General features: G+C 66.4%; 14 protein-coding genes. 8 read left to right on the top strand and 6 right to left on the bottom strand.

Translation table 11 applies throughout. From position 1 onward, the window contains the following. Window positions 1-44: 44 nt before the first annotated feature. From ASPU41_RS04335 to ASPU41_RS04325, 3 genes are read left to right on the top strand one after another with little or no spacing between them, the layout of a single operon-like run. Window positions 45-500: a MaoC family dehydratase gene (locus ASPU41_RS04335; RefSeq protein ID WP_069949887.1), complete on the top strand. Its 456-nt coding sequence runs from the start codon at window positions 45-47 to the stop codon at window positions 498-500. A 39-nt stretch (window positions 501-539) separates the two neighbouring features. Continuing rightward, window positions 540-1,907, top strand: a complete 1,368-nt coding sequence (locus ASPU41_RS04330) for an MFS transporter (RefSeq protein WP_069949886.1) — start codon at window positions 540-542, stop codon at window positions 1,905-1,907. Between the two features lie 53 nt (window positions 1,908-1,960). Beyond that, on the top strand, window positions 1,961-3,535 hold the full coding sequence (locus tag ASPU41_RS04325) for an acyl-CoA synthetase (RefSeq protein ID WP_069949885.1): 1,575 nt from the start codon (window positions 1,961-1,963) through the stop codon (window positions 3,533-3,535). A gap of 20 nt (window positions 3,536-3,555) precedes the next feature. Here the strand turns inward: ASPU41_RS04325 and ASPU41_RS04320 are convergent, their stop codons facing one another. Beyond that, window positions 3,556-4,179 carry a LysE family transporter gene (locus ASPU41_RS04320; protein ID WP_069949884.1) on the bottom strand — a complete coding sequence of 208 codons (624 nt, stop codon included), beginning with the start codon at window positions 4,177-4,179 and terminating at the stop codon, window positions 3,556-3,558. A 69-nt stretch (window positions 4,180-4,248) separates the two neighbouring features. Here ASPU41_RS04320 and opgC point away from each other — a divergent pair, with 69 nt between their 5' ends. Next, window positions 4,249-6,747 carry an OpgC domain-containing protein gene (gene opgC / locus ASPU41_RS04315; RefSeq protein ID WP_083266356.1) on the top strand — a complete coding sequence of 833 codons (2,499 nt, stop codon included), beginning with the start codon at window positions 4,249-4,251 and terminating at the stop codon, window positions 6,745-6,747. Here opgC and ASPU41_RS04310 read toward each other — a convergent pair. From ASPU41_RS04310 to ASPU41_RS04300, 3 genes are all read right to left on the bottom strand, one after another. Further along, window positions 6,744-8,009, bottom strand: a complete 1,266-nt coding sequence (locus tag ASPU41_RS04310) for a glycoside hydrolase family 26 protein (protein WP_069949883.1) — start codon at window positions 8,007-8,009, stop codon at window positions 6,744-6,746. The genes opgC and ASPU41_RS04310 overlap by 4 nt on opposite strands. Before the next feature lie 177 nt (window positions 8,010-8,186). Beyond that, window positions 8,187-9,002, bottom strand: coding sequence for a methyltransferase domain-containing protein (locus ASPU41_RS04305; protein WP_069949882.1), 816 nt, complete (start codon window positions 9,000-9,002; stop codon window positions 8,187-8,189). A gap of 25 nt (window positions 9,003-9,027) precedes the next feature. Continuing rightward, the gene (locus ASPU41_RS04300; RefSeq protein WP_069949881.1) at window positions 9,028-9,858 is read right to left on the bottom strand and encodes an IclR family transcriptional regulator; all 831 of its coding nucleotides are present in this window, start codon (window positions 9,856-9,858) and stop codon (window positions 9,028-9,030) included. Window positions 9,859-10,010: 152 nt separating this feature from the next. Between ASPU41_RS04300 and ASPU41_RS04295 the strand changes: the two genes are divergently transcribed. Continuing rightward, entirely contained in the window at window positions 10,011-11,327 is a 1,317-nt protein-coding gene (locus ASPU41_RS04295) for a YjiH family protein (protein WP_069949880.1), read from the top strand. Between the two features lie 65 nt (window positions 11,328-11,392). Here the strand turns inward: ASPU41_RS04295 and ASPU41_RS04290 are convergent, their stop codons facing one another. After that, window positions 11,393-11,911: a MarR family winged helix-turn-helix transcriptional regulator gene (locus ASPU41_RS04290; protein WP_069949879.1), complete on the bottom strand. Its 519-nt coding sequence runs from the start codon at window positions 11,909-11,911 to the stop codon at window positions 11,393-11,395. A 205-nt stretch (window positions 11,912-12,116) separates the two neighbouring features. On the opposite strand from ASPU41_RS04290, the gene ASPU41_RS04285 reads away from it, so the two are divergent. Then, complete coding sequence (locus ASPU41_RS04285; RefSeq protein WP_069949878.1) at window positions 12,117-14,375, top strand: MMPL family transporter; 2,259 nt, start codon at window positions 12,117-12,119, stop codon at window positions 14,373-14,375. Between the two features lie 33 nt (window positions 14,376-14,408). Here the strand turns inward: ASPU41_RS04285 and ASPU41_RS04280 are convergent, their stop codons facing one another. Beyond that, the gene (locus ASPU41_RS04280) at window positions 14,409-15,371 is read right to left on the bottom strand and encodes an NAD-dependent epimerase/dehydratase family protein (protein ID WP_197515757.1); all 963 of its coding nucleotides are present in this window, start codon (window positions 15,369-15,371) and stop codon (window positions 14,409-14,411) included. Between the two features lie 204 nt (window positions 15,372-15,575). Between ASPU41_RS04280 and ASPU41_RS04275 the strand changes: the two genes are divergently transcribed. Next, on the top strand, window positions 15,576-16,325 hold the full coding sequence (locus ASPU41_RS04275; RefSeq protein WP_069949877.1) for a TetR/AcrR family transcriptional regulator: 750 nt from the start codon (window positions 15,576-15,578) through the stop codon (window positions 16,323-16,325). A 129-nt stretch (window positions 16,326-16,454) separates the two neighbouring features. Then, the gene (locus ASPU41_RS04270; protein ID WP_069949876.1) at window positions 16,455-16,850 is read left to right on the top strand and encodes a hypothetical protein; all 396 of its coding nucleotides are present in this window, start codon (window positions 16,455-16,457) and stop codon (window positions 16,848-16,850) included. Window positions 16,851-16,913 lie beyond the last annotated feature (63 nt).

The following is a 16,913-nucleotide window of genomic DNA, read 5'->3' as shown; positions in this document are numbered from 1 at the left end:
CGTCGGACCCTTCCCTACCCCGCCCAGCCCTCCAGGAGGACATCATGCCCAATCTCGTCGTCGATTTCGACAAACTGCTCACCCTCGCCGGCACCGACCTCGGCGTTACCGGGTACCGCGAAATCACCCAGGAACAGATCAACAAGTTCGCCGACGCCACCGGTGACGACCAGTGGATCCACGTTGACCCGGAACGCGCCAAGGACGGTCCGTTCGGCGCCCCGATCGCCCACGGCTTCCTCACCCTCTCCCTCATCATCCCCTTCTGGGGCGAGCTGTTCGACGTCGACGGCGTCACCACGAAGGTCAACTACGGACTGGACAAGGTCCGTTTCACCTCCCCGGTCAAGGTGGGCGCGCGGATCCGGATGCGGTCCACCATCACCGAAGTCACCGAGGTCAAGGGCGGAGCCCAGATCAAGGTCGCCAACACCATCGAGATCGAAGGCCAGGAGCGCCCCGCCGTCGTGGCCGAATTCCTCGCCCGCTTCTACAAGTAAAAGCCCGCCAAGAACCTTCCTCTGTTCAAAGGAACAACCATGTCCCAACTCACTCAGCTTCAGGCTATGGGCACCGCCGAGCGTCGCAAGGAAGCGCGCACGGTCATTGCCTCCAGCTACCTGGGCAGCACGATCGAGTACTACGACTTCCTCCTCTACGCCACGGCCGCAGCGGTCGTTTTCCCGAAGGTTTTCTTCAGCGGCATGGACGACTGGGTGGGTGTCGTGGCGGCCTACGGCACGTTTGCCGCGGGCTACGTGGCACGCCCGGTGGGCGGCATCATCTTCGGCCACTTCGGCGACAGGATGGGCCGCAAGAGCATGCTGATCATCTCCATGCTGGTCATGGGCCTGGCCTCCACCCTGATCGGGCTGGTCCCGGGTGCCTCCGTGGCCGGACCATGGGGTGCGGTGCTTCTCGTGATTCTTCGCGTCTTCCAGGGCATCGCCGTCGGCGGCGAATGGGGCGGGGCCGCCCTGATGGCGCTGGAGCACTCCGAATCGGGCAAACGCGGGTTTGCCGCCTCGTTCGTCAACGCCGGGGCGCCCACCGGTGCCGTCCTGGGCACCCTCATCATGGGCGCATTCTCCGCGCTGCCGAACGATCAGTTCCTCGCCTGGGGCTGGCGGGTGCCGTTCCTGCTCTCCTTCGTGCTGCTGGGCGTGGGCATGTTCGTCCGGCTTAAGGTTTCCGAAAGCCCCATCTTCAAGGCGGCGCTGGAACAGGAGGAGGCCGAGAAGGCTCAGGCCGAACAGGAAGCCGTCCGGCAGGGCATGACCGCCAAGCGGGATATTCCGCTGTTCCTGGTGCTGCGGCGCCCGAAGACTCTGATCTTCACCATGCTCGCCGGCGCCGCCGGCTTCGCCCTCCAGGTGGTTCTGGCGACGTTCTCCGTCACGTATGCAGTCTCCAAGGGCGCGGACCGGCAGGGCGTGCTGTACGCGTTCGCCGCAGCCTCGGCCCTGTCCATTGTGTTTGTCATCCTGGGCGGAAAGCTCTCCGACAAACTCGGCCGGCGCCCGGTGATGATCGGCGGACTGGTGCTGTTCATCATCTACCTGATCCCCATGTTCTCCCTGCTGTCCTCCAACAACATCATGCTGATCTTCGTGGCCTTCGCCATCGGCCTGATGATCCACTCCACCCTGTTCGGGCCGTTGGCGGCCTTCGTGTCCGAGCAGTTCGGCACCACCTCCCGCTACACGGGCGCATCCCTGGGCTACCAGCTGGCAACCCTGCTGGGCGCCGGCTTCACCCCGGGCATCGTGGCGCAGATCTACAAGGACTCCGGGCAGGACACAACATCGGTGGTCTGGTACCTGGCGATCATGTCGGTGGTCTCAATCGTCTTCATCCTGCTGACCCGGGAAACAAAGAACAACGACCTCCAGACCGTCCAGGCCTGACCCTTTTTCGGGTCCCGGCAAACGGGCTAACCTCACAGTAGAAAGGATTCGCCGTGGAGAATTTTGGCATCGGCTCGTGGCTGCAGCGTCGCCGCCCGAAGTCCGGCAGCAAAACCGCACTCATCAGCGGAGACCGGGAAGTCAGTTACGAACAGTTCGCGGACCGGACCGTCCGGCTCGCCAACGCATTGCGGGCCCGCGGCGTGGCCAAGGGCGACAGGGTTGCCTATCTGGGCGAGAACCACCCGTCCTTCCTGGAGACCCTCTTTGCTTGCGGCACGCTGGGCGCAATCTTCGTCCCGCTCAACACGCGGCTGGCACCCCCGGAAATTCAGTTCCAGCTGCAGGACTGCGGCGCCGGGACGCTGGTTCACGCAGGCAGCCTCGGAGACTTGGCAGCCCGCGGGGCGGCCGGCACGGCGGTGGCGACCCTCGTCGTCGTCGCCGACGTTGCCGGCGACGGCAGTAGCCCGGCGGTGGCGACCGGAGTCACTGGGGGCCCGACGGCGGTGGAGGACTTTGAGGACCTGGTGGCCTCCGGCTCGGACCAGCCGCTCGATGAACCGGTCACGCTGGACGACGGTGCCATGATCCTCTACACCTCCGGTACCACGGGCCGGCCCAAGGGGGCCCTGCTGACCCACGGCAACGTCACGTGGAACTGCTTCAACGTGATCGTGGATTTCGACTTCTCCTCGCAGGACGTGGCGCTGATGATTTCGCCGATGTTCCACGTGGCGTCGCTGGACATGGGCGTCCTGCCGACCCTGCTCAAGGGAGGAACGGTGGTGCTGGAGCCGAAGTTCGACGCCGGCCGGACGCTGGAGCTTATTGAGCGGCACCGGGCGACCACCATCAGCGGGGTACCCACCACCTATCAGATGCTCGCCGAGCACCCGGCGTGGGCCACGGCGGACCTCAGCTCCCTGAACAAGCTCACCTGTGGCGGATCAGCGGTGCCGATGCGGGTGCTGGAGGCGTACGAAGCGCGCGGCCTGCGGTTCTCCAATGGCTACGGCATGACCGAGACTGCGCCAGGCGCCACCACCCTGCCGGCAGCCCGGTCCAGGGACAAGGCTGGATCGGCCGGGCTTCCGCAGTTCTTCACCGATGTGCGGATCGCAGCATTTGACGGGAGCACCGCTGCGCCGGGGACAGTCGGCGAGATCCAGATCAAGGGCCCGAACGTGATCCCCGAGTACTGGAACCGGGCTGACGCCACCGCCGAGTCATACGCGGAGGGCGGCTGGTTCAAGTCAGGCGACATGGGCTACAAGGATGACGACGGGTTCGTCTTCGTCTCAGACCGGATCAAGGACATGATCATCTCCGGCGGCGAGAACATCTATCCCGCCGAAGTGGAACAGGCCATCACCGAACTCGATGCGGTCGGAAGCGTGGCCGTGATTGGTGTGCCGGATGAGAAGTGGGGTGAAGTGCCCCGGGCAGTCGTCCTGCTGCGCGAGGGCGCCCAACTCACGGAGGAGCAGCTCAGGCGCCACCTGGAAGGACGCCTGGCACGTTACAAGATCCCCAAGTCCGTCGTGTTCGTCGATGAGATGCCCCGGACAGCCAGCGGCAAAATCAGGAAGGCCGACCTTCGGAAACTGAGTTCCATCCAGCCCTGACCGGGTGTCGTGCTGGACCGTCAGTGGATGAGGGCCAGCGCGACGCCGACGGCCATGAACAGCACGCCGAACGTCCGGTTGAGGATCCGCTGCCCGCGGGCATCGTGGGTGAAGCGCTGGAAGGACTTGGCGGCGGCGGCGAAGAAGAACCACATGACCAGGATGTCGATGACCACCACGGTGACAGACAGGGTCACGTACTGCGGCAGGAGCGGCGCCTCCGGGCGGATGAACTGCGGCATAAAGGCCAGGAAGAAGACGATTGCCTTGGGGTTCAGCAGGTTGACCCACAGGCCGCGGCGGAACATGGAGAAGGCCGGCTCGTTGCGCAGCGCGGCAGCCTTCTCCTGGTCCAGATCGGGTTTGTGCCGGAACTGCTGGATGCCCAGGTAGACCAGGTAGGCGGCGCCGGCGTAGCGGATGACGTTGAACGCGACCGGCGAGCTGGCCACCAGCACCCCGACGCCGAGGGCCACGATCACGATGTGCACAATCAGGGCGGCCTGCTGGCCGAGGATTCCCCAGATGGAACGCCGGAAGCCGGAGTTCAGGGAATTGCTCATGGTGTTGATGGCGCCCGCGCCGGGAGTGAAGCTGATCAGGACGCCGGCGCCCGCTAGGGCCAGCCACAGGGAGGGTTGCACTGATTCAGTTTACGTCCGTGAATGGGACTCCCGCGTCCGACGGAGGCTCCGGGCTGCCGGGTCGCTACTATGGCGACTGTGATCCTGCGCCGCGCGTTAGCCTTACTGCTGTTACTGCTGGTCCTTTCCTTCACTTCCGTCTCCGGTGCAGCAGCGCAGGCCAGCGGCCCCGACCCGGTTCCCGGCGCGGGCGGGCAGGCGGACCGTAAGCCCTCCGGGCAGGGGGAAGAAGGGCCGCTGTGGGGGGTGCAGCTTGACTGGTCGACGGACTCCGCCGCCCGGTATGCCGGGCGTCTGGGGAAACCGGCGGCTCTCTATGGCCATGAATTGTCGCTGCCCGTCCGGGAGCAGGAAAAGACGTTCATCCCGCAGTTCCTGGAGCAAGCGCAGTCCAAAGGTGCCGATGCGCTGATCACGGTTAATCCGAGGATTCCCCTGGCGCAGGTTGATGAGAAGACCTCAGCTGAGCTGGCGCAGGAGATCAAAGCGATGGCTGAGGGGTTTCCGGGCCGGCTGTTCATCCGGTTCGCCCCCGACATGAATGCCGGCTGGCCGGCCTGGGGTCAAAAGCCAGCGGAGTACATTGCGGCGTTTCGCGTCGTCACTGCCTCCATGCGCGACACGCTGGAAGACCCGGTGATGGTCTGGTCGCCGTTCCAGGGCGGGGACTACCCCTTCGTCCCGGCCCCCGATGCCGCGCAGCCCGGCAGCCCGGGCTTCAGCGCGTTGGACACAAATTCCGACGGCGTCTGGAACCCTGAGGACGCGGCCTACTCGCCGTATTACCCCGGGGACGACGCGGTGGACTGGGTGGGGCTGTCCGCGTTCCATGACGACACTGCCGGCGGACCGCCGGCCAACACCCTGCCCGCTGCGGACGGGCTTGCCCGCATGCTGGGACCCGCGCAGCCGGTCCAGGCCGCGGTCGACTTGGACTTTTACGCCGGCTACGCCGTGGCCAGGAACAAGCCGCTGCTGTTGGAAACGGGAGCCTTTTACAGCCCCGCAAGCGGTGGACCGACTGAAAAGGACATCAAAAGTGCCTGGGTGAGCCAGATACTCGCATCGCCGGACTCCGGATACGACAACATCGGAGCCGTGCTCTGGAACGAAACCGTTGAACAGCGCGCATCCGGGGAGGTGGCCATCGACTGGCGCCTGACGGCAGATTCCGGCACCGCTGCGGTGCTGGCCGACGCGCTGGCGGCGACCAGCTTCCGGACGGGCGCGGAGACGGCAGGAGGAGGCGGAACCACGGCAGACACGCCCGCGGGCGGCGGGGTGATTTCCGGCGGCTGGGCGTGGATGGCTGCTGCGGCGGGCGTGGCGCTGGCCGCCGTTTTGTGGGTGCTGCCGTTTCGCTGGTCCGCAGCGCGCTCGTGGGCCTATCAGGAAGAGACTTTCAGGGACCGGCGCGTGGATATGCTGCGCGGCATGGCGATCCTTTTTGTGGTGGTGAACCATGTTGGCCTCACCTCGTTGTTTCAGCTGCTGACCCAGGAAACGATTGGCGCGGTGTCCGGCGCGGAATTCTTTGTCCTGCTCTCCGGAACGGTGCTGGGCATGGTCTACGGGCCAAGGATCAAGGACAATCCCGGGGACGTGGTGGACAAAACAGCCGGCCGGTCCTGGAAGCTCTACGTCACGGCCCTGACCGTCGTCATGGCGGCCTTCTTGATCAGCCTCATACCGCTCGTCCAAAGCTCGGTCCTGACCGGGTTCACGGACCAAGGAACCGGTGCGGCGGGCGCTGCAGCGGCGGGCCGCAGCTATGACATGTATTCGGAGGTGGAGGGGCTGCTGCAGTTTCCGGTCCCGGCCTGGCTGATCCCGAAAATCCTGCTGCTTGAGTTCGGTCCGTGGCAGTTCAACATCATGGGCCTGTACGTTGTGCTCCTGCTCCTCAGCCCCCTGATTCTCTGGGCGCTGTCCCGGAGGCTGGCATGGCTGGTCCTGCTGGTGAGCGGCGCCCTGTATACGGTGGGCTCCTTGTCCCGCATCCGTCTCCTGCCCTCGCAGTTCGAGGATTCCTTTCCCCTGATGGTCTGGCAGATCCTCTTTGTCCTTGGCGTGACTGCCGGCTATTACCGCAGGCCCCTCGTGGATTGGTTTTCCCGGCGCAGGAGCGTGCTGGCTTGCTGCGTGCTGCTGACAGTACTTTTTGCCCTGTTCGCCCTGTCCAACCCGTACCTTTCCAACGCCTACGATGTCCGCCTTGCTTTGCTGCCGGATGCCCTGCACCAGATGCTCTACAGCGGCTATTTCGGCCGGACGTACCTTGGCGCGGGACGGCTGCTCAATGTCCTCCTGGTGGTCATCACGGCGTATACCCTCTTGACCGCCTACTGGAAGCTGCTGGAGCGTGCGCTGGGCTGGTTCCTTATCCCGCTGGGGCAGAACACCCTGTATGTTTTCATCATCCACGTGTTCCTGATCCTGGCCCTGGCCAATATCCCGGTGCTGCAGCCGGGCAACCTCTGGCTGAACACCGGTGCCTACATATTGCTGCTGGGCCTGGTGTGGACGATGGTCAAGACCAGGTTCCTGTTCAGCGTCATCCCCCGCTAACCGCTTCGGCGCGCCGCCAGGGCGGCCGCGAAGGCGCTCGAGGACGCCGTGCTGCTGTTGATCCGCCAGTCCGTTTCCTTGTTGAAGTGGAACCAGACCAAAGCAGTGATGTCCGGCTGTCCCGCCAGATAGCTGACCAGCTGGGCATTCCAGTCGGCTTTGGACCCGCCCTGTTCCGCGGAGGACGTTTCCGCGATTAGGATCTGCTTGCCCGGAGCCAGCGACCTTAGCTCGGCCAGGCCGGTCCCGAAGAGGGCGGACGGGGCGGTCCAGCTGCTCCAGCTCGCGGAGGTTCCCCAGTTATAGCCGTCCAGCGCCACAGCATCAACGTAACCGGTGCCGGGAAAGAGGCCCTCCATCGGCGTCGAACCGTAGTACGGAACGTTCGGGTTCCAGACCCACGACACGTTGGAGGCGCCGGTGGAGGCAATCACGTCATGCACGTGCCGCCAGGCGGCCGCGTAGTCGCCGGGGCCGTTGCCGTTGACGCCTTCGGCCCACGGGTACCAGTTGCCGTTCATCTCATGGCCGAAGCGAAGCAGGACGGGGTGCCCCCACCCCGCCAGTGCGGTGCCCCACCGTGCCAGATGGGCATCGAAGTCTCCGGCGGTGATCCGGTCCAGCGAATAGGCCGGCTGAATGGTCCCGCCGCCCCAGGCCCACGGCTCCCACGTCAGCAAGGTCACGGCCCCCCGGGCACGGACGGCATCCAGTTCGGACAGCGGCGGGGCCTGGTTGAAGTCTTTATACGACAGAACAATCGACGGCGCTTCGCCGGCGAGCGACGCGGCGGCATCCAGTTCTGCCGAGGCTGCCGGGCCTCCGGGGGTGCCCACACCGAACCGCAGGCTTGCGGAACTGATGGCAGGAACTGCGGCGGCCGGAGCGGGGTCCGGCGCGGTCTCACCCTCGCCGACCGAGGGGGAACTGTGGGTGAGGGTGAAAGGTGCCGTCACTGCGGTGGCGGACACTTGGGCCGTAATCAGCACGACAGCGTTGGCGGACTCCGGGATAACAACAGGCACGCTGAACCAGCCCGAAGCGCTGGACGTGAAGCTGACGCTGTTGCTGCCCGCCTTGACCGTTCCCTGCGATTTTTTCGGGAATCCTGTTCCGGTCACCTTCACGGACGTGCCGGCCGGCCCGGAACTTGGGCTCAACGTGAGACCCGCCGTGGCGGCGCCCGCCGACGGGACCACGCCCAGCAGCAGAGCCAGAACCGTCGCAGCCCCGATAACCAATGATTTGAATGCCTGTCCCATAAGACTCCCCAGCCCCTAGCGCAGAAAGACGCGGCTTCAGTGTATGGACTGGTACCGCGTCAGTGGATAGTCAACCGCCTGAGCGCGGTAGCTCAAAATACCACCCGTAACGCCGCTATTTGCTGCCCGCACCCGGAGTCCCTGGCAGGCAGCGAATATGTCCGTAAGGCCCGCGGCTCAGGCCCGGGCGATCACCTCGCCGTTGGGAATCAGGAACCAGCCGTCCTCCGTTGAACCCCAGAGGTGCCAGCCGGCCGAAATGCGGGCCAGATCGGCGGCATTGGCGAAGCCGTATTCGAGCGCCTGGTCCGCGAAGGCCGAGTGCAGCACGCGTTCGCCCCAGACCCGCGCCTGCCAGCGGCGCTGCTGGCCGGTGGCGTACAGCCAGTTGCTGCTGGACGGCGCGACGTCGGTGAACCCGGCGGACTGGGCCCAGGAAACCAGGCGGCGGCCGGCGTCGGGCTCGGCCCCGTTCCGGCGGGCGATCCGCTGGTAGAGCTCCATCCATTCATCCAGCTCGGGGACGGCCGGGAACCAGCTCATGCCGTGGAAATCCGCGTCGCGTACCGCAACGATCCCGCCGGGCTTGGCGACCCTGCGCATTTCCCGCAGGGCCGCGACCGGGTCAGTGAGGTGCTGCAGCACCTGGTGGGCATGCACGACGTCGAACGATTCGTCCTCAAAGTCCAGATCGTAGATGTTCCCGGCGACAAACTCGACATTCCGCACGCCGCGCTCGGCCGCGAGGGCGGTCGCCTGGCCGATCACCTCGGGCGAGCGGTCCAGTCCGGTGACCTTCCCGGGGGCGACGAGCACGGCGAAATCGCATGTGATGCTGCCCGGCCCGCAGCCGACGTCGAGCACCGAAACCCCGGGGGTGAGATGCGGGAGCACAAACGCCGCGGAGTTCTCCGCTGTCCGCGAGGCATGGGCGCGGACCACCGACTCGTGGTGGCCGTGGGTGTACACATCTTCGGGCTGCTGCGCACTCATAAGGAAACGCTACCGCTTCGCGCCGTTATCCACCGCCATTCCTCGCCAGTGGATGCTTCTCGGAAGTGTCCTCCCACCCGAGCCGACGGCTCAACTCACGGGTGGCCCGGTCCAGGGCAGCCAGAATAGTCTGCTGCGCCGGGACCTGCGGGGACCGTGAAAGGGTGGCCGCTGCCTCGGTGCTGTAGGCATGTGTGACGGCAATGGAGGCGACGGTGCGTCCGGTCCTGTCCCGGACAGGCTTGGCAATGGATGCAAGGCCTGCGGTCACTTCCCCGAACTCGCGCGCGAAGCCCTGCCTCCTCGCGGCATCCAGTTGCTGCAGCAAATCGGTATAAGTGACGGGTCCTCTGCCCGTTCTTCGGATGAACGCAAAATTGGGCGGGAACAGCGCCCGCAGCTGGTCCTCCCCGAGGGCCGCCAGGATCACCCGTCCGGAGGCTGTCAGGTGGGCCGGGAGACGGACGTCCTTGGCGGTCACCAGCGGCGTCCGCAAGGGGGCTGTCTGTTCGTGGATATAGAGGGTTTCGTGCCCGTGCAGCACTGCCAGGTGGGCGGTTTCTCCTAGTGCGAGGACCAAACGCTCCAGGACGGGCCTTCCGAACCTCGCCAGCGGCGCCTGGATGCTGAAGGCCTGTCCGATTTCCAGGGCTGCGATTCCCAACGCGTAGGACTTGAGTTCAGGAATATGCGTGACGTACCCCAGGGACTGCATTCCGCGCAGGAGCCGAAACGTTGAGGACCGGGGGGAGCCGATGGCCTCGGCTATCCGCGCCGCGGACACCGGGGTTGCCTGGGTGGCTAGGTAGCTCAGGACGTGCAGGGAGCGCATGGAAGTGTCCGCGTCGTTTCCCATGTCAGCCCTCCGAGTGATCTGAATCTCATATGTGAGACCGCTTCCGCCGGTATTCCATTGTCCCTGCTTCCGGATAAAGGTCTGATTGGTTCTATACAGTAAACGGCCGCGTCCGGACGGACAGCGGCACACGTACGTGTCAGGAGACGACGATGGCCATCACTTCGGAGGCCCCGCGAACAAAGCCGCGGCAGATGTGGAAACTTTTTGTGTACAGCGGGATCGGGGCGTTCATGTTCTTCGTGCCGTTGACCATCGGCGGCAAGAACACCATCATGCTGGACCACATTGTCACGTTCCTCCAGGCGAGCCTGGGCCCGGTGCTGCCCTACTACGCACTCGCGGTCATTGTGGCTGGAGCCGTGTATCCCTTCATCACCGGATCCTGGAAAAGATCCGTCGTGGACGGCGTGTTCTCTGCATTTAAGGTTGCGGGCATGGCGGTCGGCTTCATGATGGTCTTCAGGGTCGGTCCTGCGTGGCTCTTCAAGCCCGATATGGGTCCGTTTCTTTTTGAGAAACTCGTGATTCCGGTGGGACTGCTGGTTCCCATCGGCGCTGTCTTCCTCGCCTTGTTGGTCAGCTATGGCCTGCTGGAATTCATCGGCGTTATGGTTCAGCGGGTCATGCGTCCTATCTGGAGGACTCCCGGCCGCTCCGCGATCGACGCCGTAGCCTCATTCGTCGGCAGCTACTCCCTGGGGTTGCTGATCACCAACCGTATCTACAAGGAGGGCAAGTACACGGCCAGGGAGTCGGCCATCATCGCCACCGGATTTTCCACGGTGTCGGCCACTTTCATGGTCATCGTGGCCAAGACGCTGGACCTGATGGGACAGTGGATGACCTACTTCTGGGTGACGTTCCTGGTGACCTTTATGGTTACAGCCATTACGGTCCGGATCTGGCCGCTGAACAGCATTCCCGACGAGTACCACCCGGACGCAAAGCCGCAGCCGGAGGAGGAAGTCACGGGGAAGCGGCTGCACGTGGCGTGGCGCGAGGCCCGGGAAACGGTAGCGTCGGCGCCTTCGCTCGGGGTCAATATCTGGACCAACGTCCGCGACGGGCTGCTGATGGCCATGGCAATCCTGCCTTCGATTCTCTCGATCGGGCTGCTTGGACTGGTTCTCGCCACGTTTACACCGGTCTTTGACTGGCTGGCGTTCGTGTTCTACCCGTTCACGTGGGCGCTCCAACTGCCCGAACCGATGCTCGTGGCAAAGGCCAGCGCGGTGGGCATCGCAGAGATGTTCCTGCCGGCCCTGCTGGTCGTCGAGGCGGCCCCGGTGGTGAAGTTTGTGATCGGAGTGGTGTCCGTCTCGGGCATCATTTTCTTCTCGGCCCTGGTGCCGTGCATCATGGCCACTGACATCCCCATTCCCGTGTGGAAGCTAGTGATCATCTGGTTCCAGCGCGTCGTGCTGACGCTGATCCTGGTGACGCCCATCGCGTTCCTCCTCTTTTAGCCGGCTGGCTTCGGCGGCAAGAAGACCCGCCCGATACGCCGGCGCGGGTTCGGCGCGCATCCCATTCATCGTCGGGGCGCTATTGGAGGCGGCGCCGTCGGCTGCGCCGCCTCCTGCCCGGCCCTGACCGTCGCCTCGATCATCGAGATCATGAAGCGTGTGGCGATCTCCAGTTCCTCGGGAGTGAATTCGGCCATCGCGGCGCCCATGTGGCGGGCCAGCGGCTGAAACATGGCGCCGCCGTCGCGGTAGGCCTTGGGGGTCATCCGGAGCTGGACCTGCCGCCGGTCGGTGCCCTGCCGTTCGCGGACCACGTGGCCGGACTTGTCCAGCCGGTCAATCAGCGCCGTGGTGGCGGGCGAGCTGAGGTGGAGGTCCTTGCGGAGGACGCCGGGGGTGACGATCTGGTTCCTTGCGGTGTGCTGCATGATCACGGCCAGGGCATTGAGGTCTGTCCGGTGCATGTCGTTGCGTCCGCCGGCGGAATCCACATAGCGGTTGGCTTCCAGGCTGAATTCCTGCAGCAGCCGGACCAGGGGAGGCGGTCCGGAAGATTCGGGGCGTCCCGACGGATCGACTGTCACGGTGCGCCTTCCTCTCCTGTGGCTCGGTCACGCCCGCTCCGCAGTTGGCGCCCTCCGGAGTTTACTTCAGCGGCCACCGGCCCCGGGCCCGGCCCGGTCCCGCAAACTTTGCCAAGAATTCAGCCCGGCCGGGTTTATCTCCATGGTGGAGATAGTCTACTATGGACTAAATTCTACTCCTCCGAGGCAACCACCAGAAGGAACCATGAACAAGACCCCACGCAGCAGTGCCCGTGTCCCTTTCTGGTTGCGCTGGCTGGTTCCCGTCCTGCTCGTTGTCACCTGGCTCGCCATCGCCGGGATCGGCGGACCCACCTTTGGCCGGCTCAGCGAGGTCTCCTCAAACGACCAGGCGTCCTTCCTGCCGGCAGGAGCCGAGGCCACGGAGGCCCAGGACTGGCAGGCCAAATTCCGGGACTCCAACGAGATCCCTGCTGTCATTGTCATTGAAAGCGGATCAGCCTTCACCCCCGCGCAGCTCGGCGAGGCGGCAGCCCTCAAGGGAAAGCTGGAGGCCCTGGGGGCCGGCAGCACCGTCATTGGCCCCATCCCGTCAGAGGACGCCAAGGCCGTCCAGTTTGTAGTCCCGATCGATTCCGCCGGTGAAGTGAAGGAAGTTGTCAAGGAGCTCCGCGAGGAGGTGCAGGCGTCCGCCCCGGAGGGAATGCAGACCTTCGTGACCGGTCCGGCGGGGCTTACCGCGGACCTCGTGAGCGCCTTCGCCGGAATTGACGGCATCCTGCTGCTCGTGGCCCTCGGGGCGGTGTTCCTGATCCTGTTGATCGTCTACCGCTCGCTGCTGCTGCCCATCGCCGTGCTGTTCACCTCGGTCTTCGCCCTTTGCGCCGCCATCCTGCTGGTCTTTGGCATGGCCAAGCTCGGCTGGATCCAGCTCAACGGCCAGAGCCAGGGCATCCTGTCCATCCTGGTGATCGGTGCCGCCACGGATTACGCACTGCTCTATGTGGCACGGTTCCGTGAAGCCCTGTCGCACACCACCGACCGCACGGCCGCGGCGCTGACGGCGTGGAAGAAGTCGTGGGAGCCCATCATCGCCTCCGGAGCCACGGTCATCATCGCGCTGCTCTGCCTGCTGTTCTCCGACCTCAACTCCAACAAGGCTCTCGGGCCGGTGGCCGCAGCGGGCATCCTGTGTTCGCTCTTCGCCGCACTGACCTTGCTGCCTGCGCTGATGGCGCTGCTGGGCCGCGCCGCATTCTGGCCCTTCCGCCCCAAGCTCCTTCCGGAGACCGAGCGCGAGCCGGAACTCGTCACCGGGCTCGAGGGCCAGAAGGGCCTGTGGCGTGCCACCGGTTCCCTTGTTTCGCGCCGGCCCCGGACCGTCTGGATTGCCTCCGTGCTGTTGCTGCTGGTGGCCTCCGCCGGCGTCCTGCAGCTCAAGGCCAACGGTGTCCCGCAGACCGATGTCATCCTCACCGCCTCCAACGCCGTCGACGGCCAGGACGCCCTGGCCCGGCACTTCGACGCCGGCACCGGCAGCCCCGCCGTGATCGTCGCTGATGAGGCCCAGGCGCAGGCGGTGCTCGACAAGACCAGAGCGACCGACGGCGTCGGGGACGCCTACCTGCTGGCAGACGGCGGGGTGCCGATCATCGCCGGTTCCCCCGCGGCGCCCGGGCCCCCTGCCGCGCCCGGTGCGCCGACGGCTCCCGGCGTCCCCGCGGCGCCCGCGGTCAGGGACGGCAAGGTCCTGATCAACGCGACGCTGAACTTCGCCGCTGATTCCACCGAGGCCGAAAACGTCGTCGTGGCCCTCCGACAGGAACTCAAGAAGGTCGACGGCGGAGCCCTGGTGGGCGGCGTGACCGCGACGGCCCTGGACACGAACACAACCGCCCAGCGTGACCTTGTCACGATCATCCCGGTGGTCCTCGCGGTCATCCTTGTGATCCTGATGCTGCTGCTGCGCTCCGTGCTGGCGCCGGTCCTGCTGGTGGCCTCGGTCGTCCTGTCCTACGGCGCCGCGATGGGTGTCTCCGCCTTCGTGTTCAACAACCTCTTCGGGTTCCCGGGAGCCGATGCCACCGTTCCGCTCTTCGGCTTCGTTTTCCTGGTCGCCCTGGGTGTGGACTACAACATCTTCCTGATGAGCCGGGTCCGGGAGGAATCCATCAAGCACGGCACCCGGCCCGGCATCCTGCGAGGCCTTGGCGTCACCGGCGGCGTCATCACCTCCGCCGGAGTGGTCCTGGCGGCCACCTTTGCGGCCCTGGGTGTCATCCCGATCATGTTCCTGGTGCAGCTGGCCTTCATTGTGGCCTTCGGCGTGCTGCTGGACACCGTCCTGGTCCGGTCGCTGCTGGTCCCGGCCCTGGCCTACGACATCGGGCCGCGGATCTGGTGGCCGAGCAAGCTGGGCCGCCCTGAAACGGATGCTGCCGCGCGTGCCCTGCCGGCTGCCCCGGAGCCGGAACCGGAACCTGCGGAGGCGGGAACCCGCTAGCCGGAACCCGCGAGCCGGAACAGGCGGCCGCCGTCACTGCGCCTGGTCCCTCCACCCGGCAACGGTGGCGGCGGCTGCCTCCTGGAGCGGGGTGGGTCGCAGCCCCAGGGCCGCCTCGCTGGCCCGCGAGTCCATCACGAAGGGGTGCTCGAACTGGTACAGGGTCTCGGCCAGTTCCCGTGTTCCGGCGGAGACCATGCCCATGGTCCGCAGGGCCCAGCCGGGGACCGCGGCCACACGCGGTGTCCGGACGCCGGCGGCGGCGGCGAACGCTTGGGCGATCCTCCGCTGGCTCAGCGCCGGGCCGGTCGGTGCATGCCAGACCCGGTTCCAGAGCGCAGGATCCTGCGCGGCCCTGATCATGGCGGCGGCCAGATCGGGCACATAGGTGAAGGAATGCGGCAGTCCCGCATTGCCGACCACCATCAGGGATTTTCCCGCCAGGACCGGCTTCAGCATCCGCTCGCCGGCATGCGCACCGCGGACCCGGGGACCGAAGAAATCGCCCGCCACCACGCTCACGGTGTCTGTTGCCGACGCCGCACGGGCCCTCAGCAGCGCGGTGCGGATACCCCGCTTGCCGCCCCGGGCGTCCCGCGGGCCCTCCTCGGTCATCGGCCGGTTCGGCTCGCTGTAGGAGTACAGGCTTTCCGGAAAGACGACGACGGCGCCGGCCTCGCCCGCCGCGGCCAGGACCGTCTGCTCGGCGCCGGGCAGTTCCTCCGCCCAGGCCTTGGCGCTGTACTGCGAGCCGTGGATGCAGTGGAAGACGGCCCTGGCCCCGCGGAACAGCCTGCCCAGTTGCGACCGGTCGGACACATCAACGGCCAGTTTTTCGACCAGCGGGTGCTCGGGCCCGCTGCCGGAGCGGGTAAGCACCCGCACCCGGTGTCCCGCCGCGGCGAGCTGTTCGGCAACCGTCCAGCCGACCGGGCCGGCGCCGGTGACGACGTACAGGGCCGGGGTGCGGGCCGCAGGGGATTCGGACTGGGACATCGAGTGCTCACTTTCCGTGTTTGTTTGGGTTTCGGCTGCCTGGCTGTGTCTCTCCGCCGTCTCTCCGCCGTCTCTCCGGTCGGGGTTCCCCCTCGCATAGAGAGAGCGGTGCTCTCTGGATTCAGGATGGCCCTGGTCGGCCGCGAAGTCAAGAGCGGTGCTCACATTAGTTGACACCGCTCTGCCTTGTGGAATGCTGGAGCCATGCCGCAGCCCGCCAGCGCCCCTCCCGTAAAGCCGCCCACGCCCCGCGAGCGAGCCCGGGTCCGGACCATCGAGGACATTGTGCGCCTTGGCCGGGAGCATCTGGCGGCGCGCGGTGCGGCCGCACTGTCCCTCCGCGCCGTGGCCCGGGATCTCGGCGTCGTCTCCTCTGCGGTCTACCGGTATGTGGAGAACCGTGAGGAGCTGCTGACCCTGCTGCTCATCGACGCCTACAACGAACTCGGCGACGACGTGGAGGCCGCCGTCGCCGCCCTGCCCGGGGCCGACTTTGCCGGACGGTTCAATGCCCTGGGCTCCGCGGTGCGGCGGTGGGCGCTGCGCGAGCCGGCCTGCTACGGACTCCTCTTCGGCAGCCCCGTGCCCGGATACCGGGCGCCGGCTGAACGGACCACGGGACCGGGGACCCGGGTCATCCTCGCCCTGATGGCAATCCTCGACGGCGCCTACCGCGCGGGCCGGCTGGCGGAACCCGGCGGCCAGGCCGCCGTCGGGCCGCCGCTGGCCGCTGACCTGGCACGTATCCGCAGCGGGATGGGACTGGCCGTGCCTGACCGGCTGCTGGCGCGCGGCGCGCTTGTCTGGACCTCCCTATTCGGCGCCATCAGCTTCGAAGTTTTCGGCCAGTACGGCGCGGACACCTTCGCCGCCCCGGATGAACTGTTCGCCCACCACCTGGCCGTGCTGGCGGAACTCGCGGGCCTTCGACCCTCCGAGGAGCAGCCCCGCTGACGGGACACCCGGGGCCCGGAAGTGCCTCCGGGGCGGGGTAACACTCGCCTCTGTTGCCTCCCGGCGGCGCTCGATAGACTGCCCCTGCGCCTGCCTGGGCGCGCCGAGGCTTCCCGGAAGGATCCAACCATGTCCGAAAACAACGAGATTGATCGAAAGGCAACGGAATCCGAAGCGGCCACCGCCGAGGGCCAGTACGTCGAGGGCGACTACGGTGCGGCGGGCACCGCCGGGGAGAATCCGGCCCAGGCCGGCGAAGGCGAATACCCTGCCGGTGATTACGGGGCTGCGGGCGTCAGCGGCGCCACCACCGTCGGAGTGGAGGAAGGCGACTACCCCACGGGCGACTATGGCGCGGCGGGTGCCGGCGGCACGCCGGCGACGGCCGCCGAAGAAGGCGAATATCCCGAAGGCGACTACGGTGGCGCCGGCGGCGCGGGCGGCCGGCGCGCCGTGAACCGGGAAACCGAGGCGGAACCCGCCCGGGATGACTCCGCAGGCGAGGCTGGCCGCGGGGACCGCTGATCAACAGGCTTCGCGTTCAGCGAACACTCAAGTCGCCTGCCTCGGTATTGTGTGAGCAGGCCC

The organism is Arthrobacter sp. U41 (assembly GCF_001750145.1).
In the GTDB taxonomy this organism is placed as follows: domain Bacteria; phylum Actinomycetota; class Actinomycetes; order Actinomycetales; family Micrococcaceae; genus Arthrobacter.
Note: the sequence above shows the minus strand (reverse complement) of the source record. Positions and strands in the feature narration are given on the sequence as shown.